This is a genomic window from Streptomyces sp. NBC_00986 (genome assembly GCF_045162565.1).
In the GTDB taxonomy this organism is placed as follows: domain Bacteria; phylum Actinomycetota; class Actinomycetes; order Streptomycetales; family Streptomycetaceae; genus Streptomyces.
On record NZ_CP108733.1, the window covers coordinates 7,119,278 to 7,144,331 of the forward strand.

Consider the following 25,054-nt stretch of genomic DNA (forward strand, 5'->3'; position numbering starts at 1 on the left):
GGACCTACCCTCCTGAAAAAAGTGTTACAGAATTCGCCGAAGTGTCACACTTTTTCAGGAACACCCCACCTCGTCCCCGGTCACCACCCCGAACTCGCCCTGCTGCACATCCGTCGCCCGCACCCGCGTGACCTGCTTGAAGTCACTCCCGGCGATCACCTTCAGCACCGGCCCCTGTCCCTTCACCGCGCGCAGCTCGCTCCCGGGCAGCGCCGCGGAGAGGGACTTCGCGGAACGGTCCCAGCGGGGGTCGTAGGCCACGACCGTCCGTCGTACGCCGTGGTCGGCCGCGCTCGTCGGCAGGTGCGTCGTACGGAAGCCGGTCGCCGCCAGCGCCGCGTCGACGCGCTTGCCGAGGCCGCCGGTCGCCGTGCCGTTCTCCACCTGGACCTGGATCTGCTGCGGGGCCACGTCCACCTTCACGGCGTTGGCGCGCGCCGCCTTGTGCACGGCCAGGGGCTTGTCGTCGCGCAGGGCCTGGAAGAGCTTCGCCGCCTTCGCCTGGTCCCATTTCAGGGTGGAGCCGATGCCCTTCACGACGTATCCCATCTGACCGATCGGGACCGTGGTGAACTCGGACGAGGAGGGGGAGAAGTTGCGCATCGCCCGCCCCAGGTCGAGGAGTTCGTCGGTGCCGAAGCCCTTGTCCGCGCGGACCGAGCCGAGCACCGCTCGCGTCACGTCACGGAACTTCAGCGGGTTCAGCAGTACCCCGGACGAGGTGGCCTGGTCGATCAGCGCCGCCAGGAAACGCTGCTGGCGCTTCATCCGGCCGAGGTCGGAGGCGCCGTCGACGTGCCGCGAGCGGACGTACTGCAGGGCCTGCCCGCCCATCAACGTGTGGGTGCCGGCAGGGAGATCGAGACCCGTGTACGAGTCCTTGAGCGGCTCGGCGGTGCAGATCTTCACGCCGCCGAGGACGTCGACGGTCTTCATGAAGCTGGTGAAGTCGACCTCCAGGTAGTGGTCGATCTTCACGTGGGTCATGGACTCGACGGTCTGGACGGTGAGGTTGGGGCCGCCCTCCGCGTACGCCGCGTTGATCTTGATGGGGTGCGGGCCGTGGTGCTCGCCGGTGGTCTGGTCGGTGTGCGGGGGCGTCATGGCGTAGGAGTCGCGGGGGAGGCTGACGACGCTGGCGCGCTCCCGGTCCTCCGAGATGTGCACGATCATGATCGTGTCGGTGCAGTGGCAGGGGGCGCCGCCGAGGTGGTACTGGCGCCGCTCCGCCTCGGTGATCTTGTCGCGGCCGTCGGTGCCGACGAGCAGGACGTTCATGCCGTGGCCCGCGCGCGGGCGGTTCTTCATGTCCTTGAAGGGGTCGACGCGGGCGATGTCGGCGTCGAGGCTGGTGACCACCGCGTGCCCGATCCCGGCGGACGCGAGCACCACCACGGACAGTGTGGTCGCCGCCCGCATGGCCCAGCGCGGCTTCTTCTTCGGTCGTACGGGGGGCCGTGGGCGCCGCTGAGGGGGACGGGCGGCGGGGGAGCGGCGGGGCGGCGTGGGCATGGGGGACACCTCCGCGAGGGCCGTACGTGGGATCTTGAGCACCGTAGGCCGATACGATCTGATACGACGGCAGACGCCCGGGCGGGGCGCGTCCGTGTCCCCCGTTCGCGGTAACGTGAGCCCCCTATGAACGCCAAGCCCGACGTGCGACTCCCCGCCGTTTCTGTGATCATGCCCGTCCTCGACGAGGAGCGGCATCTGCGCGGAGCCGTCCAAGCGATCCTCGCGCAGGAGTACGACGGCGAGATGGAGGTCGTGATCGCCATCGGTCCCTCGAAGGACCGTACGGACGAGATCGCGGCCGAGCTCGTAGCCGAAACTGCATCTTTTAAGAGCAAGCGCGTGCACACCGTCCCGAACCCCACCGGCCGCACGCCCGCCGCCCTCAACGCCGCGATCAAGGCCTCCCGCCATCCGATCGTCGTCCGCGTCGACGGCCACGGCATCCTCTCGCCGAACTACATCGCCACCGCCGTACGGCTCCTGGAGGAGACCGGCGCGCAGAACGTCGGCGGCATCATGCACGCCGAGGGCGAGAACGCCTGGGAGGACGCGGTCGCCGCCGCGATGACCTCGAAGATCGGCGTCGGCAACGCGGCCTTCCACACGGGAGGGGAAGCGGGGCCCGCCGAGACGGTCTACCTCGGGGTGTTCCGCCGCGAGGCACTGGAGCAACAGGGCGGCTACAACGAGGAGTTCATCCGCGCCCAGGACTGGGAGCTGAACTTCCGCATCCGCGAGGCGGGCGGCCTGATCTGGTTCTCACCGGAGCTGCGGGTGTCGTACCGCCCCCGCCCGTCGGTGAAGGCCCTGGCCAAGCAGTACAAGGACTACGGCCGCTGGCGCCACGTCGTCGCCCGCTACCACGAGGGCTCCATCAACCTCCGCTACCTCGCCCCGCCGACGGCGGTCTGCGCGATCGCGGCGGGCATCGTGGTCGGCGCGGCACTGACACCCTGGGGCTTCCTGATCCCGGCCGGCTACCTCGCGGCGATCGCCCTCGGCTCCCTCCCGGCAGGCAAGGGCCTCTCCCTGAAGGCCCGCCTCCAGATCCCGGTCGCCCTCGCCACCATGCACATGTCCTGGGGCTACGGCTTCCTCACCAGCCCCAAGTCCCTTGCCCGCAGGGTGATCGCGTCCCGCCGACCCGCGGTACTCAGCTCGACCAGCAGCTGAGCTGAGCACCGCCGCGACGACGACCCGGACTGCTACCAGACGTAGTTCGGGTCGACGTGCATGCACGCCGTCGTGTCCGAGCCGTTGAGGGCGTCCGCCGAGGTCGGGGTCTTGTCGTCCTCGGCCGGGGCCTTGTACTTCGTGCCGGTGGTCCAGTCCGCGCCGACGACCAGGGTGACGCCGGAGACGCTCGTGGACTTCTTCACCGCGCTCGTCGGGATGCCGAGGGCCTTGGCGACCCGCTGGGCGTCGCCCTCGAGGTCGGCGCTCGGGTAGCGGACGAGCGTCGTGGCCTGGCTGGGGGTCGTCGAGGAGTCGGCGACCGCCTCCTTGAAGCCCTTGTCGACGAGGAGCTGGGCGATCGAGGTGGCCCGGCCGCGGACCGCGCCGGTCGTGTCGGTGCGGGTGCCGTTCTCCACCTGTACGGCGATCTTGTCGTCGGCGGCGGCCGGATCGGTGGATGCCTTCACCGTCGTAGTCGACTTCTTCTTGTCCTTGCCGTCCAGCGCGATGTCCTGGCGGACCAGCCGGAACAGCTGGTCGGCGTCGGTCGTCTTAGGGACCACCCGGCCGCTGCTGCCGGAGTACTCCCACGGCATCGTCGTCATGGTGATCCGGTTCGTCGGGACCTTCTTCAGTTCCTTGCTCAGGTCGTACAGCTTGGCGACGGTCCCGAGGCCGTTGTCGACCGTGAGCGCCTTCGTGGCCGTCTCGGCGAGGCTGCGCAGCTTCGTCGGATTGCTCAGCGTGGCGTTCTCGCGCAGCTGGCGGACCATCGAGTTCATGTACTGGTGCTGCGCCTTGGTCCGGGCGATGTCCGTGTCGTCCTCGAAGCCGTAGCGCGTGCGCAGCCACTGCAGGGCCTGCTTGCCCTTCACCGCGGTGGTGCCCTTCTTCAGCTTCAGGCCCGAGCCCTTGCCGGAGGAGGTGTGCGAGTAGATGTTGGCGTCCACGCAGACCGGCACCCCGCCGATCGCGTCCGCCATCGACACGACACCCGAGAAGTCGACCATCATGAAGTGGTCGATGTGGATGTCGGTCAGTTTCTCCCAGGTCGCCACCGTGCAGCCAGGGCCGCCGCGGCCCAGGGAGTCGTTCGTGATGACGTCGGTCTCGGCCGCGTACGTCTTGCCGGTGTCCGGGTCCGTGCACTTGGGGATGTCCGTCAACGTGTCGCGCGGCATGCTCACGACCGACATGTTGCTGCGGTCCGCGGAGACGTGGAGCAGCATCTGGACGTCGGCGCGGGCCGGGGTGTCGAAGGTGTCCTTCGCGCCGCCGAGCTTCTGGTTCTCCGCGGAGTCCCGCGCGTCCGAACCGATCAGCAGGATGTTCAGCGGCTTCTGCCCGGCCGCGTTGGCCTTGGACTCGGCCGCCCGGTCCTTCTCGTCCCCGATGTTCAGGGGGTCTTTCTTTATGTTGTGGTTGAGGTGCTGGTAGTACAGGAATCCGGCGCCGGCCGTCCCGAGTATGACCAGCACGAGGACACTCGCCGACCAGCGCAACGCCCGTCGGCTACGGCCCTTGGGTCTGCCCCCGTCCGCGTCCCCTTTTCCGTCCGACGGTCTCTTCCCGTCCGCCGGCGTGAGCGACATCGTGTCCTCGGTCGCCGGCACCTCCCCACGCACGCTGCTCTGCGTCACGTCCCCACCCCTCCCACCCCACGCCCTGACGCACGGGTCCGCCCCGCGCCCTGTTAGACGCGGAACGGACCCGTGTGGTCACTTACTTGGCGCACTCAACCTTGTCCGCCGTGGACTTCTGGACCCCCTCCGGCGTCGACCCCGCGGTCGAGGTGAGCGGGACGCCGGCTCCCTTGAAGTCCTTGCCCAGGGTCAGCGTCATCGCCGGCAGCCCCTGGGAGTTCTGCACACTCTTGCCCGGCTTCATCGCGGACCCCGAGAGACCCATGATGTCGGCGAGCCGTCGAGCCTGGTCCGCCTGGTCGGGTGCGTACTCGAGGGTCGTCTTCGCGAGCGCCGCCGGAGCGTTGCCCGCGTTCTCGGACTTGAGCACGCCCTCATCATTCTGCAGCCACGTAAGAGTTTCCTGTGCGCTGCCGGCGACGGCCCCTCCGTTGAGGATCCGCACCCGCACCGCGGAGGCGGCGGACTTGGTGCCCTTGAGCCGGGCGGCCACGGCGGCCTTCTCCTTCGCGGCCTGCTGCTTGACCGCGGTGAAGGAGGTGTCGCTCTTGATCAGGGAGAAGACCTGCGGGGCGGTCGTGTTGTTGAGGACGACCGTCACCGGGGTCTTCTCCGCCGGGTTGTCGACGACCGGCACGGTGGTGAACGTCAGGTTCTTCGGGTTGAGCTTGCCCAGCTCAAGACCGAGGTCCTTCAGCTTGCCGATGGAGTCGAGGTTGTCGTCGACGGTCAGCGCCTTGGTGCCGGCCTCGGCCAGCTTCAGCATCTTCGAGGGGCTGGTGAGCGTGGAGTTGGACTTCAGCTTCCGCATCAGCGCGCTCAGGAACTGCTGTTGCAGCGTGATCCGGCTCAGGTCACCGCCGAAGCCGACCGAGTGCCGGGTCCGTACGAACGCCAGCGCCTGCTCGCCCGAGAGGTTGTGCGTGCCCTTGGACAGCTTCAGATGCGAGTCGGCGTCGTCGATGTTCTTGGCCAGACAGACCTCGACCCCGCCGACCGCGTCCGTCAGCGTCTTCACGGCGTTGAAGTCGGCCACCATGAAGTCGTCGGCCTGGATCCCGGTCAGCTCGGTGACCGTCCGCACGGTGCAGCTCGCCGTACGGCCGTCCTGGCCGAGGCTGGTGTTGAAGCGGACGCTCGTCGTGCCCGGGATGACCTTGGTCGTGCCGTCCGACTGGGTCGTCTGGCAGTCCGGGACGTCGGTGATCAGGTCACGGGGGATGCTGAGCGCGGTCGCGTTGGAGCGGTCCTTGGACACGTGCAGCAGGATCGTGGTGTCCGCGTGGCCGACGCTGCCGGCGTCGCCGTAACCCTCGTTGCCCGAGCCCGTGCGCTTGTCGGTGCCGATGACCAGCAGGTTGATGGCCTTGCCCTTGCTGAAGCCACCGGTGCTGGCGCCGTCGTCGGACACGGCCGTGATGTTGTCGTTGAGGTGCTTGATGTAGAGGTACCCGGCCGCGGAGACGGCGACCAGCACGAAGGCCAGCCCGCCGCCGGTCCACATCAGGACCTTCTTGCCCTTGGCCTTCTTCTTCACCGGCCGGCGCCCGCGCCGGGCCGGTGGCTCCTCGGGCGCGCCCCGCCGTCTGCGCGGCGGCGGCACCTCACGCCCGGGACTCCTCGGGACCGTCTCCCGCTCCGGCGCCGCGACACTGCGGTTCTGCGCAGTCGCTCTACGGGGCCCCGGCACCGCTGACTGCGGTGTGGAAGGAGTCAGTCGCAGTTCGTATTCACCAGTGTTCGGATTGAGTACCCACTGGTCTGCGGGGTCGATGTTGTCCGCCCGCCCACGGCCTTGCGCGTCCACGGTTTACCGAATCCTCCGTCGGGGCCACGCGGCGCCTTCCCCCTCCAGGCGCTCGGGTCTCGTTCATCCAGTGCGGCAAGCACACCGGATCGCTCACACTATCCGTCCAGTTGAGCGGCAAGTGACTGCGGTGACAAATTCCACGTCCCTACAACCGGTCAATCCGTCCTATTTTTCGGAACAAAAGTTCGTCGACTTGGCGATCGTTTTACCCGCAGGTGTCCTCGGCGGCGGTGTTCCCACGAAACGTGGGCGCGGGCGAGACCCCTGAACCGGGCGCCGTATTAAGGGCGTTTGCGACGGAATCCTGCGGAACCTGCTTCCGCACGGCGACGGTCGCGTCCGCCCGCAGCCGGGCGAACAGCTTTTCGGCCTCGGGCTCCACGAGCTGGTCGCGATTCGCGTTGTAAATGTACGACTCCCGCGGAACGGTGAGGAATTGCACATGTTCGGTGGGGATGTTCCGCAGCCCGCGCACCAGTTCGTACAAACCGCGCAGATTCGCCAATTCCGGATCGGTGGTGAGCGACGAGGTGGCCGCGTCCAGCACGGGGTACAGCTTCACCGGATTGAACAGCACGTCGTCACTCTGCACCTTGTTGACGAGCGCCCCCAGAAACCCCTGCTGACGGTCCATCCGATCGGTGTCACTGCCGTTCCCGAGCGACTTCCGCGCCCGCACGTACCCGAGCGCCTGCTCCCCGTCGAGGGTGACGCGCCCAGCGGGCAGCTTCAGCCGGGCGGCCTTGTCACGAATGGGACTCCTCAGACAGACCTGAACCCCGTCAACAGCGTCGACCATGTCCTTGAACCCATGGAAGTCGACGACCATGTGATGGTCGATCCGCACGTTCGTCAGCTTCTCCACGGTCCGGATCGTGCACCCCGAACCCCCCACCTGGAACGCGTAGTTGAACATCGCGAACATCGGCTCGGTCCGCGTCCCGTCCGGCCGCAGACACCCCGGTACGTCCACCATCAGGTCCCGCGGCAACGACACGGCGGTCGCGCTGCGCCGGTCGGCCGCCAGATGCAAAAGGATCGTCGTGTCCGACCGCTCGGTCCCCGAGTCCCGCCCGTACTCCGCGTTCCCGTCCCCCGACCGCGAGTCGGACCCGATCAGCAGAATGTTCTGCGCCCCCTTCACGAGGGCGGTGGGCCGCTCCTTCTCGTACCGGGCGAGCTCGGCGGCGGCGGCGTTGTCGGGCGTGATGTTCGAGTCGAGCTTGGCGTAGACGCCCCATCCGACACCCGCGGCCGCTACGACGACCAGTCCCACCCCGGCCCCGACCCCCCGCACCCACCGCCGACGCCGCCGACGTATGAGCCCCGTCCCGGAAGCGGAAGCCCCCGCACCCGGCCCGAGAACGCCTCCTGCGGTGTCGTCGAACACGTGCGGTTCCACCCCTCATGGCCGTCGTAAGAGTGTGTGGTCCTGCGGTGGTTCTGCTCTTACGACCATGGCGCGGATGGGGCGGGGGAGGTGGGCGTTGCTGACCCATTCGGGTGACTGACGCTCTTTGCTTTTAAGGGGCGCGGGGAACTGCGCGACCAGCCCCCACCGGCCGTGACGCGCCAAGCAACCCTCGCCACCCCCTTCAGAGGCGCGAAACGGTCACCCGCTCACTCTCAACCCGCTTCGCCAGAGCACCCTCACCCAGCTGATCCAAATTCCGGCACAACACCACGGACCCCCCAGAGGCAAGCGGCGCATACAACCCTGAGCTCAACCCGCCCCACGTGTCGTACGACAGCCCGGACAACACCCGACCCCCCGCATCCACACCCCCGTCGGCAAGGGCCCGCTCAACAACCTCCACCCCGGTCAACTCCACCCCACCCACGACCAACGCAGGCTCCTCAGGATCCACCGGCGAGAACGCAACAAACCGATCCCCCTGACTCGGCACCTCAACGGCATAGTCGACAAACCCGGCCGGAGTCTGCGGAAACCGCCCCCCGAGCGGCCGCAAGGCAAGAGCAACCCGCTCCCCGCCACACGCCCGCGCCGCCTCCAACGACTCCGGCCCACTGACAACCACGTCGGCCCCGGAGGGATCCCCACCCACGTCCGCGACCACCCCCACAGACGAACACGCCAGCAACCACACCGCCGTCTGCCAGTGCGCCGGCAACAACACGACGACCCGATCACCGGGCCCAGCCCCAAGGTCCCCCTGAAGCAGGTTCGCGGTCTTGGCCACCCAATTGGCGAAGGTGGCCACGGACAATTCGACACGTTCCCCCGTGGCGTCGTCGTAGAAGGTCACCAGGGGGCGGCCGGGATCCGCGGCGAGCGCGGAACGCAGCAGGTCGGCAGGGGTGCGATCGGTGGCGTTCACCCGCGCAAGCGTACGCGGGCGCCCACCACCGCACGCCCCCGCGTCCGGCGCCGGACCACCGGTTCGGACGAACGGCAGCCGACGGTCCGTCAATTCCCGGATGGGCAGATATGTATGACTATGTTCAGAATCAGGGGCATGCGTGGATTCCTTGCTTCCTCGATCGGCGTCACCTGCGCGGCCGCACTGGCCCTCCCGCTCACCCTGCCCGCGGCCGCGGCACCGTCCGCGGCGTCGGCGACGCAGTCGACGAGCGGCGCGAGAACCGCGTCGACGACCGCCGCACCGGACCTCCCCGGCAGCACCCAGTCGCTGCCCCTCACCCCCCGTACCCGCGACCGCACCCTGGGCGCGGCCCCCGAACAGGGCCTCACCCGCGACGACGTCCACCGCTTCTCCCTCGTCGGCGTCACCTGGACCGACCCCGACACCGAACTGCTCGGCCGGGTCCAGGTCCGCACCCGGGCCACCGCCACCGGTGACTGGTCCGGCTGGCAGGACGTCGACACCCACAACGAGGACCACGGCGCCGACCCCGGCACCGCCGAACGCGACTCCGGCCACGTCCACGGCTCCACGGCCCCGCTGTGGGTGGGCGACTCGGACGGAGTGGACGTACGCGTAAGAGCGGACACGGCGACGACACGGACCGTAGGAAACACCGACGAACAGCCGTCCCGCCTCCCCGCCGGCCTGCACCTGGAACTGGTGGACCCCGGCGCGGCACAAGCCCCGCTCGCGGGCGCCCGAGCGACCACCAACGGCAACCGCACCGCCACCCCCCGCCTCGCCGCCACCGAACTCCCGGCGCTGAGCAGGCAGGCCACGGAACGGGAACTGGTGGCCCAGGGCGCCAAGGCGCAGCCGTACATCGGCCCGCGCCCACGCATCGTCACCCGGCACGGCTGGGGTGCCGACGAGAAGCTGCGGGAGAAGGGGTTCGTGTACACGAAGAAGGTCAAGGCGGCCTTCGTGCACCACACCGCGACCGGCAACAACTACCGCTGCTCGCAAGCGCCTTCCGTCATTCGCGGTATCTACCGCTACCACGTCAAGAGCAGTGGCTGGCGTGACATCGGCTACAACTTCCTCGTCGACAAGTGCGGGACCATCTACGAGGGCCGCGCCGGGGGAGTGGCGAAGGCGGTCATGGGCGCCCACACCCTCGGTTTCAACACCGACAGCATGGGGATCGCGGTCCTCGGAACCTTCGGCAGCGCCAAACCGTCCTCGGCGGCGGTGACCGCGATCGCCAGGCTCACCGCGTGGAAGCTCGGGCTCTACGGGGTCAATCCGCGCGGCAAGACATACCTGAAGTCCGGTGGTGGCAATCTCTACCGAAAAGGAAAGAACGTACGACTCAATGTGATCTCCGGCCATCGGGACGGGTTCGCCACGGAGTGCCCAGGACGGCAGCTCTACGGCAAGCTCGGCTCGGCCCGTTCCACGTCGGCCCGGTACCAGGGCCGCTGACAGGGGCGGACCGACAGGTGGGGGGGCCGGGGAAGGGTCTGCGGAACACCTGCGCAGCCGCACAGAGACGCGCGGCTGCGCAGATCCACGGTCTGCATACACTGGCCGGCCGAAAAAACACCTCGGCCGGTCCCGGCAGGAAGCAGAGACGACAGGTGACAGAAGCGATCCTCCTGGTCGGCGGCAAGGGCACCCGGTTGCGCCCGCTCACGGTGCACACCCCGAAGCCGATGGTCAGGGCGGCGGGGGTGCCGTTCCTCACGCATCAGCTGGCGAGAGCGAGAGCGGCGGGCGTGGACCACATCGTCCTGGCCACTTCCTATCTGGCGGAGGTGTTCGAACCGCACTTCGGTGACGGTTCGTCCCTCGGCCTCCACATCGAGTACGTCACGGAGGACGAGCCCCTCGGCACGGGCGGCGCGATCCGCAACGTGGCCTCGCGCCTCCACTCCGGCCCCGACGACCCGGTCCTGATCTTCAACGGCGACATCCTGACGGGTCTGGACATCAGAGCCCTGGTCCACACCCACGAGACAACGGGCGCGGACGTCTCCCTCCACCTGACCAAGGTGACGGACCCGCGCGCGTACGGCCTGGTCCCCACCGACGAGACGGGCCGGGTCCTGGCCTTCCTGGAGAAGCCCCAGACCCCCGAGGAGATCGTCACCGACCAGATCAACGCGGGCGCGTACGTCTTCCGCCGCTCGATCATCGACACGATTCCGGCGGGCCGCCCGGTGTCGGTGGAACGGGAGACGTTCCCGGACCTCCTGGCTGCCGGCGCCCACCTCCAGGGCCTGGTGGACTCGACGTACTGGCTGGACCTGGGCACCCCGGCGGCCTTCGTCCGAGGCTCGGCGGACCTGGTCCTGGGCCGAGCCCCATCGCCTGCGATCCCGGGCCGCTGCGGCGACCGCCTGGTCCTCCCCACGGCCCGGGTGGCCGCCGACGCCAAACTGACGGGCGGCACGGTGGTGGGCGAGGGCGCGTTCGTGGCGGAGGGCGCGAGGGTCTTCGGCTCGACGATCCTCCCTGGCGCCGTCATCGAACCCGGCGCGGTGATCACCGACTCCCTCATCGGCACCCGGGCCCGAGTCGGCGAACGCTCCGTCCTCACCGGCACGGTCATCGGCGACGGCGCGATCATCGGCGCCGACAACGAACTCCGCGACGGCATGCGGGTGTGGTGCGATGCGCGGATTCCGGCGGGGGCGGTGAGGTTCTCTTCGGATCAGTGAGGTCGGATCAGTGAGGTCGGGTCAGTAGGGGGACAGGGGGGGTCGGGGTGGGGGTGGGCGACTGTTGGCCTGCCTCCAAGCCTGCCGGGTCGGGTGGGGGTGCGCTTGTGGGCGTACAGGGCCGGTGAGGGTGCGCTTCTGGGAGTTACCGGGCTGGTGGTGCCGCGCTTTTGGGCGTAGTGGGCCGGTGGTGCCGCGCTTCCGGCCCATCGAGTCGACTGTCGGTGCATCTCTTGGCGTGCCGAGTCGACAGCCGGTGTATTTCTTGGCGTACCGAGTCGGGGGTGCGGTACTTCGCGGCGTAGGGAGTCGGCGGTGCGGCACTTCTTGGCGTACCGAGTCGACTGCCGGGTGTATTTCTTGGCGTAGGGAGTCGGCGGAGCGGTACTTCGCGGCGTAGGGAGTCGGCGGAGCGGTACTTCGCGGCCTACCGAGTCGGCGGGTGCGGTACTTCTCGGCGTACTGAGTCGGTAGTGCGGCACTTCTAGGCCTACCGAGTCGGGTGGTGGGTGGGCATAGGCCTGGGGGTCTGGGGGCGGAGCCCCCAGGGACGGCAGTTGAAGCCTCCCGGGCAGCTGAAACCCCCGGCAACCGAAACACCCCCGGCAACCGAAGCCCCCCGCACGTCACAACGCCCCGATGTCACCCCGCGGCATCTTCGGCGCCCGCCTCGCCGGAGTCCGCCCGCTCAGCAGAATCAACCGAGCCGCCCGATGCCGCTGCCCCGCATACGGCTCCAGCAACGACAACATCACCGAGTCGTCCGCGTCCCGGTCCCCGGCCAACGCCCACCCCACGATCCCCGGCAGATGCAGATCCCCCACGGTCACCGCATCCGCCGCCCCATGACTCCGCTGCACGGTCTCCGCGGACGTCCACACCCCCACCCCCGGCACGACCTCCAACCGAGCCCGCGCATCCTCCGCGGACATCGCCCCCGCCTGCTCAAGCCGCGCAGCGACTCGTACGGCACGCAGAATCGTGGAGGCCCGCTTGTCGTCGACCCCGGCGCGGTGCCACTCCCACGACGGAATCAACGCCCACGCGCGCGGGGCCGGCATCACCCACATCCGTCCGCCGACAGGACCGGGCCCGGGCGCCGGCACCCCGAACTTCCGTACCAGCAACCGCCAGGCCCGATACGCCTCGTCGGTCGTCACCTTCTGCTCCAGCACCGACGGAATCAACGACTCCAGCACCAGCCCGGTCCGCATCAACCGCAACCCGGGCCGCCGATGCTGAGTCACGGCCAGAAGCCGATGCCGAGGCACAAACGCGCCAGGATCATCAGCGGCGCCAAGCATCTCCGGCAACCGCTCCAACAACCACTCCGCCCCCGGCCCCCAGGCCTCCCCCCGCACCTCACCCCCGTGCGCGGACACCCGCAGGGTCCCCGGCCCGACCGGCGTAAGACTGGCCCGCCACACAGCCCCGTCCGTGTCCACCCGAAAGGTGGGATCCCCGGGCCCCCGCCGCAACGGCCCGAGCACCAGCCCGAGATCAATCACCCCGCCCGGCACCCAACGCCGAACCCGCCCAGCCTCCGAGTCCTGCCGAGGCACACCCCCAGGCACGACAACATCCCCACCCCGCACAGTCGTACGAGTGGGCCGAGGAGCAAAACGTCCGGCCACAGTGAGATTCCAGGGTGATGTGAGAGGCCTGAAGAGTCCTACGAGCCTAGGTGTCAGCGCCCCGACAGGGGCGCGGGGAACTGCGCGCTCAGCCACAAGCAACCCGCACCCGCAACCGAGACGAGCCCCAACGGCGATTCACCGCACCTCGATAAACGCCCCCGCATCCCGCTCAGCCCGAGCCGCAGGCGCCCCGGCCGCATGCCCCACAGCCACCGCCCCCATCGGATCCCACCCCGAAGGCAACCCCAGCACCCCCCGCACAACATCCCGGCAGAACATCGTCGACGAAACCCACGCCGACCCCAACCGCTCCCCGGCAAGCGCCACCAGGAAGTTCTGCACACCCGCCCCCGCCGCCACCACGAACATCTCCCGCTCCGCCCCGTCCCGCCGCACATCCCCATACGTGTGCGACCCGTCCATGACGAGACACGGCACCACGAGATACGGCGCCCCCCGCAACACATCCCCGCGCCGTACCCGCTTCGCGATGGACTCCTCGGACCTCCCGTCCCGCCGCAGATCGGAGATCCACGCGTCCCGCATCGCGTCCAGCAGCGCAGTCCGAGACTCCGCGGACTCCAGCAGCACGAACCGCCACGGCGTCGTGTGATGCGGCGCCGGCGCGGTCACCGCAGCGGCCACGGCCCGCCGTACGGCACCGGGGTCGACCGGCTCGTCCGTGAAGGCCCGCACCGTACGACGCTGGGTCACCGCCTCCCGTACCGCCTCCGACGTCCCCAGCCGGAACATGTCGTCACGCCCGCCCCGCACCATGGCCCGCGCGCCCAACTCGTCATCCTCAGAGGTCACGACATGCGGCAACCCACGCACCACGGCGACAGGCAGCCCCGCGGCCTTGCCCTTGACGAGATCACCGGCGGCGGCCAGTTCGTCCGCCGTGGCCACGACGGTCGCGCTCAGCGGATTGCCGTAGGCATCCGTACCCCCGCGCAGATCGTCCAGCACACGCACCCCGGCGGCGCCGATCGCGACGTCCGTGAGCCCCGTGCGCCACGGTCGCCCGAAGGTGTCGGTGACGACGACGCCGACGTCGACGCCGAGCGCGTCCCGCAGCCCGTCGCGGATCGCGCGCGCGGACGCGTCCGGGTCCTCGGGCAGCAACAGCACGGTCCCGGCAGGGGTGTTGGAGGCGTCGACGCCGGCCGCGGCCATGATCAGCCCCTGCCGGTTCTCCACGATCCGCAGGGCTCCGCGCCGCGCCACGACCCGTACGGTCTCGGCGTCGATCGCGGCCTCCCGGTCGGTCGCCTCGACGATCCGCCCTTCCGCCTTGGACACGATCTTCGAGGTGACGAGGAGCACGTCCCCGTCGACGAGCCCGGGCTCGGCCGCGGCGATCAGCTTGGCCAGATCGTCCCCGGCCGCCACCTCGGGCAGGCCGGGCACGGCCCAGACCCGGTACCCCTCCACCGGTGCCACCTCGCTCATGCCGCCCGCACCTCCTCCGCCAGCGCCAGCGCCTCCCGCGCCATCCGCGCGGTCGCCTCGGTGTCGGTCATCATCAGCGGTACGGCCCGGCAGCGGATGCCGGCCGCCTCGACGTCCGGTACGGCGGCGGCGTCCACGGTGTCGACGAGCCAGCCGTCGAGCAGCCCCGAGCCGTAGTGCTCGGCGACCGCCGTGGCCGTGGACTCGACGCCCACCGCCGCGAGGACCTTGTCGGCCATCCCGCGCACGGGCGCGTTCCCGACGATGGGGGAGAGGCCGACCACGGGCACCCCGGCCTCGGCGATCGCCTCCCGGATGCCGGGCACGGCAAGGATGGTGCCTACGGAGACGACCGGGTTGGACGGCGGGAAGAGGATGACGTCCGCCTCCGCGATCGTCTCCAGGACCCCGGGCGCGGGCTTGGCCTGCTCGGCCCCGACCGGCACGACGGCCTCGGCGGCGACCGACGCGCGCAGCCGTACCCAGTACTCCTGGAAGTGGATCACCTTGCGCTCGCCGTCGACCTCGACGGCGACATGCGTCTCGACGCGGTCGTCCGTCATGGGGATCAGCCGCACCCCGGGCTTCCACCGGTCGCACAGCGCCTCGGTGACCGCGCTCAGCGGGAACCCGGCGCCGATCATCTGGGTCCGCACGATGTGCGTGGCGAAGTCCCGGTCGCCGAGCCCGAACCACTCGGGCCCGACCCCGTACGCCCCGAGCTCCTCCTTGAGGTGGAAGGTCTCGTCGGCCCGCCCCCAGCCCTGCTCCTCGTTGATACCGCCGCCGAGCGTGTACATCACCGTGTCGAGGTCCGGGCAGACCTTCAGCCCGAAGAGGTGGATGTCGTCCCCCGTGTTGCCGATCACCGTGATGTCCGCGTCCGGCACGGCCTGCTTGAGACCGCGCAGGAACCGGGCACCACCGATACCGCCTGCCAGAACCACAATGCGCATGGGGACAAGTCTTGCAGGCGGCTCTGACAACGCGGCAGCCAGTCTCAGGCAGTCACGGCGTCGACCGCTTCCGACCCGGTGCGCCGCGCGCAGGCCGTGTGCATCGGCATCTCGGTCAGACCCGGGAAGTAGACGTGCAGGCTTATGGCCGGTTCGAGGGTGTCGTTGACGACCTCGTGGACGTACCCCGGCGCGAACACCCGCTGCGCGCCCGCCCCCAACGCGCGCGTGCCCCGCTCGGTGCGCTCGGTCAGCGTGCCGTCCAGGACGGTCAGCACACCGGAGGAGCGGCCGTGGTCGTGCAGCCCGCTGCCCTGTCCGGGCACCCAGGACAGCAGCCACACCTCGTAGCCGGGGCCGGTGCGCAGCCGGTGGTACCAGCGGGTCGTCGCGTCGTACTCGACGAGGTGTTCCCACTGGGCGCGGTCGGCCGCGACGGAGCGCGCCAGGCCGACGAACTCGGCCACGGTGGCCGGGTGTTCGCGCGGCGGCTGGAGGAGGTGCGGGACTTCGAGGATGTCGCCGGCGATCTGGAGGTCGCTGTCGCTGTTCATGGGGGTGCGGTGGTTCCTCGGCGTAAGAAGTAACGGCGGGGGCTGGGTGTCACCAGAGAGACAGGCAGGTAAGGCCGGAGCGCGTGGGGCTCAACAGCCGGAACAGCAACAACAGCTACAGCGAGCGTGGGCAGCACCGAGGGACCCGGCGGTGCGGGTCGAGGTGAGTGCCGAGTTCGCGAGCATGCCCACAAGAACAGCGGTTCACACCCGCACTGTCAACTCGACGCCCGGCATGTGGGACATGTTTCACCTCATCCGGTTCATCTCCGAGGTGAAAGGTTTGTTCAGGTGTCTACCGGGACACATGGCGCACAACCGGGCGCACAAACCCCAGTGGAACGAGATCGAACTGCTGAGCGTCCTCCCCCGTACAGGCTCCGTCTCGGGGTAGGAGGCGCTCGGAGGGTCTCTTCTGCTTGTCAAGGTTTATGCCGATTTGAACACTTTCCGCTAGCCCTTGGTTCCGCAGAGTGAATAAGGGGCCCAATAGCAGATCTCGGCTTGACTCGCCCGGAGCAGCACACTTGTAATTTCACTCGTGTCGTTCAGCCGACATCGGTAACGGCGGCCACATCACGGGGACGCGAAAGACAGACGAGGGGCGCACATGACCGAGCTGGTGCAGCAACTGCTGGTCGACGACGCGGACGAGGAACTCGGCTGGCAGGAGCGCGCGCTGTGCGCCCAGACCGACCCCGAGTCCTTCTTCCCCGAGAAGGGCGGCTCCACCCGCGAGGCCAAGAAGGTCTGCCTGGCCTGTGAGGTCCGCTCCGAATGCCTCGAATACGCCCTCGCCAACGACGAACGCTTCGGCATCTGGGGCGGCCTCTCCGAGCGGGAACGCCGTCGGCTCAAGAAGGCCGCCGTCTGAAGCCGGCCGACATACCTCGGGACGTACCGAACGGCCCGTCGCAGCTGGGTTATCCACAGGCGGCGGGCCGTCGTCATGCCCAGCCGATAGTGTGGGCGCTCGTCCGAGACGTACCGCGGTCCCCTCGGGACACGGGCGTCCACCGCAGTCCATCGAACCGGGGCCCGTACCTCGATGTCCGTGCACAGCCACACGGCAGGCCAACACGACGCTGCCACTCCTGAGTTCCCGCGTCACGTGGTGACCGCGGTGCTCGTCTCCCACGACGGCGCCCGCTGGCTGCCCGACGCGCTCGCCGGGCTGCTCGGCCAGGAGCGCCCCGTGCAGAGCGTCATGGCCGCCGACACCGGCAGCGCGGACGACTCCGCGCAGCTGGTCACCGACGCCCTCGGCGCCGACCGCGTGCTCCACCTCGCCCGGCGCACCGGCTTCGGCCAGGCCGTCGAGGAGGCCAACCGCACCGCGCCCCTGCTGACCCCGGACGAGCTGCCGTACCTGAAGCGCCCCAGCGGCTGGGACCCCGTCACGCGCACGTGGCGCGACGACGCCTACGACCTGCCCGAACTCCCGTACGGCGAGCCCGTCCAGTGGCTGTGGCTGCTGCACGACGACTCCGCCCCGGAGCCGGACGCCCTGGCGCAACTGCTGCGGGTCGTGGACCAGGAGTACGAACTGGGCCGCGAGGACGTGGCCGTCGTAGGCCCCAAGCTGCGCGGCTGGTACGACCGGCGGCAGCTCCTGGAGGTCGGCGTCACCATCGCCCACTCCGGGCGCCGCTGGACCGGCCTGGACCGCCGCGAACAGGACCAGGGCCAGCACGACCACGTACGGCCCGTGCTGTCCGTGTCCACCGCCGGCATGCTCGTCCGGCGCGACATCTTCGACGAACTCGGCGGCTTCGACCGCCGATTGCCCCTGATGCGCGACGACGTCGACCTGTGCTGGCGCGCCACCGCCGCCGGCCACCGCGTCCTGGTGGCCCCCGAGGCGGTCGTCCGGCACGCCGAGGCGGCCTCCCGCGAGCGCCGCGCCGTCGACTGCGCGGGCCGCACCGTCGCCTCCCCGCACAAGGTCGACAAGGCCGGCGCCGTCTACACCCTGCTCGTCAACAGCCGTACGGCCGTGCTGCCCTGGGTCCTCTTCAGGGTCGTCGTCGGCACACTGCTGCGGACCGTCGCCAACCTCGTCGGCAAGGTCCCCGGACAGGCCCTCGACGAGATCCGCGGCCTCCTGGGCACCCTGCTGCGCCCCGAGCGGATCCTCGCCGGCCGGCGCAGGCGGGCCGGCGCCCAGATCGACAAGGCCGAACTGCGGCCCCTGTTCCCGCCGCCGGGCGCGACCGTGCGGGCCACCTTCGAACAGGTCGCCGGAAGCTTCGTCGACACCTCCGACCCCGAGATCACCTCCGGAGCCGGGCGGCACGGCGGCGCCGTCGAGTCCGGACCCGGCGGCGACGACGCGGACTTCCTGGAGATCGAGCAGTTCGCGCGCGTGAAGCGCATCGCCCGCAAGCCGGGCCCGGTGCTGTTCCTGGTGCTGCTGCTCGTCTCGCTCGTCGCGTGCCGCGGCCTGCTCGCCAGCGGCGCGCTCACGGGCGGCGCGCTGCTGCCCGCCCCGGGTGACTCCAGCGAGCTGTGGTCCCGCTTCCTGGACTCCTGGCACCCGGTGGGCGTCGGCGGCACCCCGTCCGCGCCGCCGTACCTCGCGTTCGTCGCGATGCTCTCCTCGCTGCTCTTCGGCTCGACCGGCCTCGCGGTCACGGTCCTCCTGGTCGCATCGGTCCCGCTGGCCGGGTTCACCGCCTACTTCGCGTCCCGTCCGCTCGTCGAATCGCGCCTCCTGCGCGCGTGGGCGGCCGTCGTCTACGCCTTCCTGCCCGCCGCCACCGGCGCCCTCGCGGGCGGCCACATCGGCACCGCCGTACTCGCGGTGCTGCTCCCGCTGATGGCCCGCGCGGGCATCGCGGCCAGCGGCCTCACGCACGCCTCCGGGGCCCGTGGCAGCTGGCGCGCCACCTGGGCGTACGCGCTGCTGCTGACGATCACCACGGCCTTCACGCCGATCATCTGGCCCATCACGCTGCTCCTGGGCGTCGCGCTGCTGGCCGTGCGCCGCGGCGACCTCGTCGGCTACGGACCGCGCTTCCTGGCCCAGTACGGCACCCCGCTGCTGATCCTGGCCCCCTGGTCGCTGACCCTGCTCCCGTTCGGCTTCTTCCAGCAGGCAGGACTGGAGTACGGCTCCGGGTCCGCGTCCCCCCTCGACCTGCTCGGCGCCAGCCCGGGCGGCCCCGGCACAGTCAGCGGCCTGATGCTCATCGGCATCGTGCTGGCCGCGCTCGCCGCCCTGCTGCGCAGTGAGCGTCAGTTCGGAATCTGGACGGCCTGGGGCGTCGCCCTGGTGGGCCTCGTCTTCGCCGTCCTGTCCAACAGCTCCACCTGGGCGGGCCCCGCGACCCTCGTCTACGGCCTCGCCCTCCTCGCCGCCGCCGCACTCGGCGCCGACGGGGCACGCGCGCGTGTGGCCGAGCAGAGCTTCGGCTGGCGCCAGCCGGTCGCCGTGCTGATCGCCTTCGCCTCGGCCGCGGGCCCGTTGCTCGTCGCCGCCGGCTGGATGATCCGCGGCGCCGACGGCCCCCTGGAGCGCCACGACCCGACCCAGGTGCCCGCGTTCGTCGCCGAGGAGAGCGGCACCCGGGACCAGGCCCGCACCCTCGTCCTCGACAGCGACTCCGCCGCCCACGTCGGCTACATGCTGGTGCGCGGCTCCGGCGCCCGCATGGGAGACGGCGAGTTCGCCGCGGCGGACGGCGAGAACACCAAGCTCGACAAGGTCGTCGCCAACCTCGTCGCCGGCTCCGGCGCCGACCAGGCCGACGAACTCGGCGGCTTCGCCGTGCGCTACGTCCTCGTCCACAAGGGCGCGCCCCGCGAGGTCAGCCGCGTCCTGGACGCCACCCCCGGCCTCAGCAGGCTCAGCCAGGCCGACGGCAGCGCCCTGTGGCAGGTGGACGAGGAGGTCTCCCGCGCGGCGATCGTCGCCGGCTCCGCCACCCCGAAGCCCGTCGCCGCCGGACCCGTCGACATCCACACCAAGATCGCGTCCGGCGCCACCGGCCGCGTCCTGCGCCTCGCCGACTCCGCCGCCGCGGGCTGGACGGCCACCCTGGACGGCAGGCCGCTCACCCGCACCACGGTCGACGGCTGGGCCCAGGGCTTCGAACTCCCCGCTTCCGGCGGCACGTTGGACGTCACCTACGACGACCCGATCGGGCACACCGCCTGGCTGTGGACCCAGGGCGCGCTCGCCCTCGTCCTCGTCGTGCTCGCCCTCCCGGGCCGCCGCCGTGAGATCGACGACGACCTCCCCGAGGAGGAGCTGATCCCGGCCCAGGCGGTCGCGGGCGAGGGCCGCAGGGCCCGCCGCCTGCGCGCCCAGGCGGAGGCCGAGACCACCGACCAGACCGACGAGACCGCGGACACCGGGCAGTTCGACGCCTTCGCGACGAACACCATGCCTCCTCCGGAGGAGGAGGCCGTCGCCGCGATCCCGCAGCAGCAGTCCTACGGCGAGTGGGACGCGGCGAGCTACGCGGGCGCCGAGTACGGCACCTACGGCGGCGAGCAGCAGTACCAGGCCAACGAGCAGTACCCGGCGGGTACTTACGACCAGTCGTACCAGGCGGACCCCTACCAAGACGGTCAGGTCGGCCAGTACGACCCGTACGCGTACGGCGGCCGGCCCGCGACTCCGGCGTACGACCCCGCGTACGACCCGGGCTACGACCAGAACCAGGGCTACGACCCGAACTACGACCCCGCCTACGACCCGACGTACGACCCGGCCCAGCAGCAACAACCGCACGGCGACGAGCGCCCCGACGGGAGCCAGCAGTGAACCGCCCCACCCTGTCCTTCCTCGCCGGCGTGGTAGCGCTCGCCGCCGTCACCGGGTTCGCCGAGATGAAGGCACCGGCCGCGTCCGGCACAGGCACCGCCAAGGCGGCGGCCCAGCTGCCCGTGGAGCGCACCAGCCTGCTCTGCCCGGCGCCCAGCACCTCGGACCTCGCCGACACGTCGTACACGTCCTTCACGCCCGTCACCGAGGGCACGGACAGCGACGGCAAGGCCGAACTCCAGTCCGCCACCGAGGAGTCGGGCGACGGCACGAGCAGCAAGAAGAAGCCCGCCAAGCCCGTCCTGGAGCCGAAGGCCCCCGGCACCCCGGCCACCGGGGACAGCTCCGGCGCCGACTCACCCGCACTGCTCGGCACCGCCGAGGGCAAGTACGCGCCCGGCTGGACCGCCCAGGAGACCACCGAGGTCGCCGCGGGCAACGGCCGCGGCCTCCAGGGCGTCAACTGCACCGCCCCGGACACCGAGTTCTGGTTCCCGGGCGCCAGCACCGCCACCGGCCGCACCGACTACGTGCACCTCACCAACCCGGACGACTCCGCGGCCGTCGTCGACATCCAGCTCTACGGCAAGGACGGCGACCTCAAGTCGACGGTGGGGGAGGGCATCACGGTCGAGCCGCACGCCAGCGAGCCGATCCTGCTGTCCACGCTCACCGACGACCAGGAGACCGACCTGACCGTGCACGTGAGCGTGCGCAGCGGCCGGGTCGGCGCGTCCGTGCAGGCCCTCGACTCCAAGCTCGGCGGCGACTGGCTGGCCGCGTCCACCGACCCGGCCGGCAGCCTGGTCATGCCGGGCATCCCGAAGGACGCCACTTCGGTGCGGCTGATCGCCTTCACGCCGGGCGACTCGGACGCCGACCTGAAGGTGCGGCTGTCGTCACCCACGGGGATGATCACGCCGGCCGGGCACGAGACCGTGCACGTGAAGGCGGGCATGACGACCGCCGTCGACCTGGGCGACGTCACGCGCGGCGACCCGGGCTCCCTGGTCCTGACCCCGACCGACCAGTCCGTGCCGATCGTCGCCGCCCTGAAGGTCGTACGCGGCAAGGGGAGCAAGCAGGAGACGGCGTTCATCCCGGCGACCGGCCAGGTCGGCACGCGCGCGACGTCCGCCGACAACAGCGCCAAGGGCTCCACCCTGTCCCTGGTCGCCCCCACCCGCACCGCGACGGTCAAGGTGACCGCGTCCGCGGGCAGCGGTGGCGGCACGCCCTTCTCGAAGACGTACACGATCAAGGCCGGCACCACCGAGGACGTCGAACTCCCGGTCCCCGCAGGCCTGAAGGGCACCTACGCGCTGACGCTCGAACCGCAGTCGGGCGGCCCGGTGTACGCGGCCCGCACCCTGTCGGCGACCGAGGAGGGCGTACCGGGCTTCACGATCCAGACCCTGCCCGACGACCGGGGGACGGTGTCGGTGCCGCAGACGGACGAGGACCTGTCGGTGCTGCAGAAGAAGTAGGAGCAGGGGGCACGCGCGCGTGGGGAGGGTTCAGTCCTCCCCATAGCGCGGATCGACCGTCTCCGGGGTGAGCCCCAGCAGTTCGGCGACCTGCTCCACGACGATCTCGTGGACGAGGGCGGCCCGTTCGTCGCGCCCCTTCGTGCGGATCTCGACCGGGCGCCGGTAGATGACCACGCGCGCGGGCTGTCCCTCGCGGGCGGCGATCGTGCCCCCCAGGGGCACCGACTCGTCGTTCCAGCCCTCGCCCGCACCACCCAGTCGAGGGACTTCCAGGACGAGGAAGTCGATCTCGGACAACTGCGGCCAGCGTCGCTCCAGGCGCTCCACGGAGTCCTGCACCAGGTCCGCGAACGCGTCGGCGCGGCTCGCGGCGAGCGGAACCTGGGGCGGCGCGATCGGGCCGCGCATGCCCCGGCCGTGGCGATCGCGGCGGCGGGGCCCGGGGCCGGCGGCGGAGGGCGGTACGGAGGTGTCCATCACTGGTGAAGCGTAGTCCCCGCCGGGTCCGCCCGCCCGCCTCCACCCACCGCCGGAGCTCCGCACGGCATGTCGCCGGATGACCATTCCGGCCAAGGTCGGGCTCGAATCCGTATGTCTCGAAGACCGTCCCTCTCAAGGCAATTGACGGTGTTTGTGCCGAGTGGTGACCGGGTCCGACCCCGTTCGAGATCTCGGGAAGGGGTGTCCATGCAGGTCAGAGGTGTTTTGCCGGTGGGGTGTGTGGGGTGTTTCACAGCCCGACACGGTGGGGTGACCTGGGGGAGAGTCGTCGCGGCCCGCTCAAGAGTGCGGTACCGTCCAACGTCGTGAGCCCTGTACGTCGCTGTTCGCGCACCGCTTGCGGCCGCCCCGCCGTCGCGACGCTGACGTACGTCTACGCCGACTCGACCGCGGTCCTCGGCCCGCTCGCCACCTACGCCGAACCCCACTGCTACGACCTGTGCGCCGAGCACTCCGAGCGCCTCACCGCGCCCCGCGGCTGGGAAGTCGTCCGCCTCCTCGACAGCTCCGCCCCGGCCCGCCCGAGCGGCGACGACCTGGAAGCGCTCGCCAACGCCGTGCGCGAGGCAGCTCGACCCCAGGAGCGGGCTGCAGGCGCCGGCGGCGGAGGCGGGGCCCGCACGGCGGACCCGATGGAGGTCGCACGCCGGGGTCATCTTCGGGTGCTGCGCTCGCCGGACAACTGACGGCGTCTGTCGCGGAGTTCGTTGCGGGAGTTCGTTCAACGGTCCCGTTGTTCAGCGGGTCGATCGTTCAACGATCGGGTTGCTCAATGAACCCGTCGTTCAACGATCCGCTCGCTCGGTGATCCAGTCCTTCAACGATTCGCCTGGCCTGCGGGCGAGTTGTTCAACGATTCACGCGGCCCCTCGCCCAACCACCCTGTGCCGCTCGGGTAGATGCCGCCCTGAGCTGAGGTAACGGTGTGTGGACGGCTCGGTTGCCGCACGTCGCACGGCGGTCCTGGCGGGTAGTTTGAGGCGACCGATGGAACTTTCTGGAGGGTTGGCCGTGTCTGCTGATCTGTCGCAGCTCGTGAAGGCGTACGACGTACGGGGCGTCGTCCCGGACCAGTGGGACGAGTCGTTGGCCGAGCTGTTCGGAGCGGCCTTCGTCCAAGTGACCGGCGCGAGCGCGATCGTGACCGGGCACGACATGCGGCCCTCGTCCCCCGGCCTGTCCGCGGCCTTCGCGCGCGGGGCGGCGGCGCGCGGCGTCGACGTGACCGAGATCGGCCTGTGCTCCACGGACCAGCTGTACTACGCGTCGGGCGCGTTCGACCTCCCCGGCGCCATGTTCACGGCCTCGCACAACCCGGCGAAGTACAACGGCATCAAGATGTGCCGGGCGGGCGCGGCCCCCGTGGGCCAGGACACCGGCCTCGCCGAGATCCGCCAACTCGTCGAGTCCTGGCTGGACTCGGGCACGCCGGAGGTCTCCGGACCGACGGGAACGATCACACAGCGGGACACGTTGGAGGACTACGCGGCGCACCTCCGCGGCCTCGTCGACCTGACCTCCATCCGCCCCCTGAAGGTCGTCGTCGACGCGGGCAACGGCATGGGCGGCCACACGGTCCCGACGGTGTTCGCCGGCCTGCCGCTCACGCTGGTGCCGATGTACTTCGAGCTGGACGGCACGTTCCCGAACCACGAGGCCAACCCGCTCGACCCGGCCAACATCGTCGACCTCCAGGCACGCGTGCGCGTGGAGGGCGCCGACCTCGGTATCGCCTTCGACGGAGACGCAGACCGCTGCTTCGTGGTCGACGAGAACGGCGACCCGGTCTCCCCGTCCGCGATCACCGCCCTGGTGGCTTCTCGCGAGCTGGCGAGGAACGGCGGCAAGGGTGTGATCATCCACAACCTGATCACCTCCTGGTCGGTCCCCGAGGTCGTCAAGGAGAACGGCGGCACACCGGTACGCACACGCGTGGGCCACTCCTTCATCAAGGCCGAGATGGCGAAGGCCGGCGCGATCTTCGGCGGCGAGCACTCCGCGCACTACTACTTCAAGGACTTCTGGAACGCCGACACGGGCATGCTGGCCGCCCTCCACGTCCTCGCCGCGCTCGGCGGCCAGGACGGCCCCCTCTCGGCCCTCGTCGCCCAGTACGACCGCTACGTGGGCTCCGGCGAGATCAACTCCACGGTCGACGACCAACAGGCCCGCCTCGCGGCGATCCGCACCGCCTACGAGAACCAGGCCGACCTCACCCTCGACGAACTCGACGGCCTCACCGTCTCCTCCGCCGACTGGTGGTTCAACGTCCGCCCGTCCAACACGGAACCGCTCCTGCGGCTCAACGCGGAGGCACGGGACGAGGCGACGATGGGGAAGGTGCGGGACGAGGTGCTGGGGATCATCAGGGGCTGACGGCGCTTGGGCCCGCGGTTCGTCTCGATGCCGGTCGGTAGATCCAGCGCACCCGGCATCTGAGGCCCAGTTCATCGTCCCGCCCACCAGGAGGGGCGAACATCTCCGGCACCGGTCGGCATT

General features: G+C 70.4%; 18 protein-coding genes. 8 read left to right on the forward strand and 10 right to left on the reverse strand.

Features of this window, described 5'->3' with window-relative positions; genetic code table 11:
- Nucleotides 1-54: 54 nt before the first annotated feature.
- Nucleotides 55-1,512 carry an LCP family protein gene (locus OG504_RS31900; protein ID WP_405992890.1) on the reverse strand — a complete coding sequence of 486 codons (1,458 nt, stop codon included), beginning with the start codon at nucleotides 1,510-1,512 and terminating at the stop codon, nucleotides 55-57.
- Between the two features lie 126 nt (nucleotides 1,513-1,638).
- Between OG504_RS31900 and OG504_RS31905 the strand changes: the two genes are divergently transcribed.
- Nucleotides 1,639-2,688, forward strand: a complete 1,050-nt coding sequence (locus OG504_RS31905) for a glycosyltransferase family 2 protein (protein WP_405992891.1) — start codon at nucleotides 1,639-1,641, stop codon at nucleotides 2,686-2,688.
- 32 nt (nucleotides 2,689-2,720) lie between these two features.
- Here OG504_RS31905 and OG504_RS31910 read toward each other — a convergent pair whose 3' ends face one another.
- The 4 genes from OG504_RS31910 to OG504_RS31925 all read right to left on the reverse strand — a co-directional run bounded on the left by OG504_RS31910 (nucleotide 2,721) and on the right by OG504_RS31925 (nucleotide 8,483).
- Nucleotides 2,721-4,283, reverse strand: a complete 1,563-nt coding sequence (locus tag OG504_RS31910; protein WP_405996481.1) for an LCP family protein — start codon at nucleotides 4,281-4,283, stop codon at nucleotides 2,721-2,723.
- A 130-nt stretch (nucleotides 4,284-4,413) separates the two neighbouring features.
- Nucleotides 4,414-6,141 carry an LCP family protein gene (locus tag OG504_RS31915; RefSeq protein ID WP_405992892.1) on the reverse strand — a complete coding sequence of 576 codons (1,728 nt, stop codon included), beginning with the start codon at nucleotides 6,139-6,141 and terminating at the stop codon, nucleotides 4,414-4,416.
- 208 nt (nucleotides 6,142-6,349) lie between these two features.
- Complete coding sequence (locus tag OG504_RS31920) at nucleotides 6,350-7,465, reverse strand: LCP family protein (RefSeq protein ID WP_405996482.1); 1,116 nt, start codon at nucleotides 7,463-7,465, stop codon at nucleotides 6,350-6,352.
- A gap of 274 nt (nucleotides 7,466-7,739) precedes the next feature.
- Nucleotides 7,740-8,483 carry a TIGR03089 family protein gene (locus OG504_RS31925; RefSeq protein WP_405992893.1) on the reverse strand — a complete coding sequence of 248 codons (744 nt, stop codon included), beginning with the start codon at nucleotides 8,481-8,483 and terminating at the stop codon, nucleotides 7,740-7,742.
- Between the two features lie 138 nt (nucleotides 8,484-8,621).
- Between OG504_RS31925 and OG504_RS31930 the strand changes: the two genes are divergently transcribed.
- Both OG504_RS31930 and OG504_RS31935 read left to right on the forward strand, forming a co-directional pair.
- Nucleotides 8,622-9,956 carry a peptidoglycan recognition protein gene (locus tag OG504_RS31930; RefSeq protein ID WP_405992894.1) on the forward strand — a complete coding sequence of 445 codons (1,335 nt, stop codon included), beginning with the start codon at nucleotides 8,622-8,624 and terminating at the stop codon, nucleotides 9,954-9,956.
- 155 nt (nucleotides 9,957-10,111) lie between these two features.
- On the forward strand, nucleotides 10,112-11,194 hold the full coding sequence (locus OG504_RS31935) for an NDP-sugar synthase (protein ID WP_327403563.1): 1,083 nt from the start codon (nucleotides 10,112-10,114) through the stop codon (nucleotides 11,192-11,194).
- Between the two features lie 626 nt (nucleotides 11,195-11,820).
- Here OG504_RS31935 and OG504_RS31940 read toward each other — a convergent pair.
- The 4 genes from OG504_RS31940 to OG504_RS31955 form a co-directional block, all read right to left on the reverse strand.
- The gene (locus OG504_RS31940) at nucleotides 11,821-12,828 is read right to left on the reverse strand and encodes a DNA-3-methyladenine glycosylase family protein (protein WP_405992895.1); all 1,008 of its coding nucleotides are present in this window, start codon (nucleotides 12,826-12,828) and stop codon (nucleotides 11,821-11,823) included.
- Between the two features lie 138 nt (nucleotides 12,829-12,966).
- The gene (locus tag OG504_RS31945) at nucleotides 12,967-14,283 is read right to left on the reverse strand and encodes a coenzyme F420-0:L-glutamate ligase (protein ID WP_405992896.1); all 1,317 of its coding nucleotides are present in this window, start codon (nucleotides 14,281-14,283) and stop codon (nucleotides 12,967-12,969) included.
- The gene (gene cofD / locus OG504_RS31950; RefSeq protein ID WP_405992897.1) at nucleotides 14,280-15,239 is read right to left on the reverse strand and encodes a 2-phospho-L-lactate transferase; all 960 of its coding nucleotides are present in this window, start codon (nucleotides 15,237-15,239) and stop codon (nucleotides 14,280-14,282) included. Before cofD ends, OG504_RS31945 begins: the two co-directional genes overlap by 4 nt.
- 44 nt (nucleotides 15,240-15,283) lie before the next feature.
- Entirely contained in the window at nucleotides 15,284-15,793 is a 510-nt protein-coding gene (locus OG504_RS31955) for a cysteine dioxygenase (RefSeq protein ID WP_405840679.1), read from the reverse strand.
- Between the two features lie 610 nt (nucleotides 15,794-16,403).
- Between OG504_RS31955 and OG504_RS31960 the strand changes: the two genes are divergently transcribed.
- From OG504_RS31960 to OG504_RS31970, 3 genes are all read left to right on the forward strand, one after another.
- Nucleotides 16,404-16,667, forward strand: coding sequence for a WhiB family transcriptional regulator (locus tag OG504_RS31960; RefSeq protein ID WP_003975777.1), 264 nt, complete (start codon nucleotides 16,404-16,406; stop codon nucleotides 16,665-16,667).
- A gap of 174 nt (nucleotides 16,668-16,841) precedes the next feature.
- The gene (locus OG504_RS31965; RefSeq protein ID WP_405992898.1) at nucleotides 16,842-20,564 is read left to right on the forward strand and encodes a glycosyltransferase; all 3,723 of its coding nucleotides are present in this window, start codon (nucleotides 16,842-16,844) and stop codon (nucleotides 20,562-20,564) included.
- Complete coding sequence (locus OG504_RS31970; protein WP_405992899.1) at nucleotides 20,561-22,051, forward strand: DUF5719 family protein; 1,491 nt, start codon at nucleotides 20,561-20,563, stop codon at nucleotides 22,049-22,051. Before OG504_RS31965 ends, OG504_RS31970 begins: the two co-directional genes overlap by 4 nt.
- 30 nt (nucleotides 22,052-22,081) lie before the next feature.
- Here OG504_RS31970 and OG504_RS31975 read toward each other — a convergent pair whose 3' ends face one another.
- Nucleotides 22,082-22,531: a metallopeptidase family protein gene (locus tag OG504_RS31975; RefSeq protein ID WP_405992900.1), complete on the reverse strand. Its 450-nt coding sequence runs from the start codon at nucleotides 22,529-22,531 to the stop codon at nucleotides 22,082-22,084.
- 278 nt (nucleotides 22,532-22,809) lie between these two features.
- Between OG504_RS31975 and OG504_RS31980 the strand changes: the two genes are divergently transcribed.
- Together OG504_RS31980 and OG504_RS31985 are read left to right on the forward strand one after the other, a co-directional pair.
- Nucleotides 22,810-23,241, forward strand: coding sequence for a DUF3499 domain-containing protein (locus OG504_RS31980; RefSeq protein ID WP_078532602.1), 432 nt, complete (start codon nucleotides 22,810-22,812; stop codon nucleotides 23,239-23,241).
- A gap of 325 nt (nucleotides 23,242-23,566) precedes the next feature.
- Nucleotides 23,567-24,931 carry a phosphomannomutase/phosphoglucomutase gene (locus OG504_RS31985; RefSeq protein ID WP_405992901.1) on the forward strand — a complete coding sequence of 455 codons (1,365 nt, stop codon included), beginning with the start codon at nucleotides 23,567-23,569 and terminating at the stop codon, nucleotides 24,929-24,931.
- The last annotated feature ends 123 nt before the right edge of the window (nucleotides 24,932-25,054 follow it).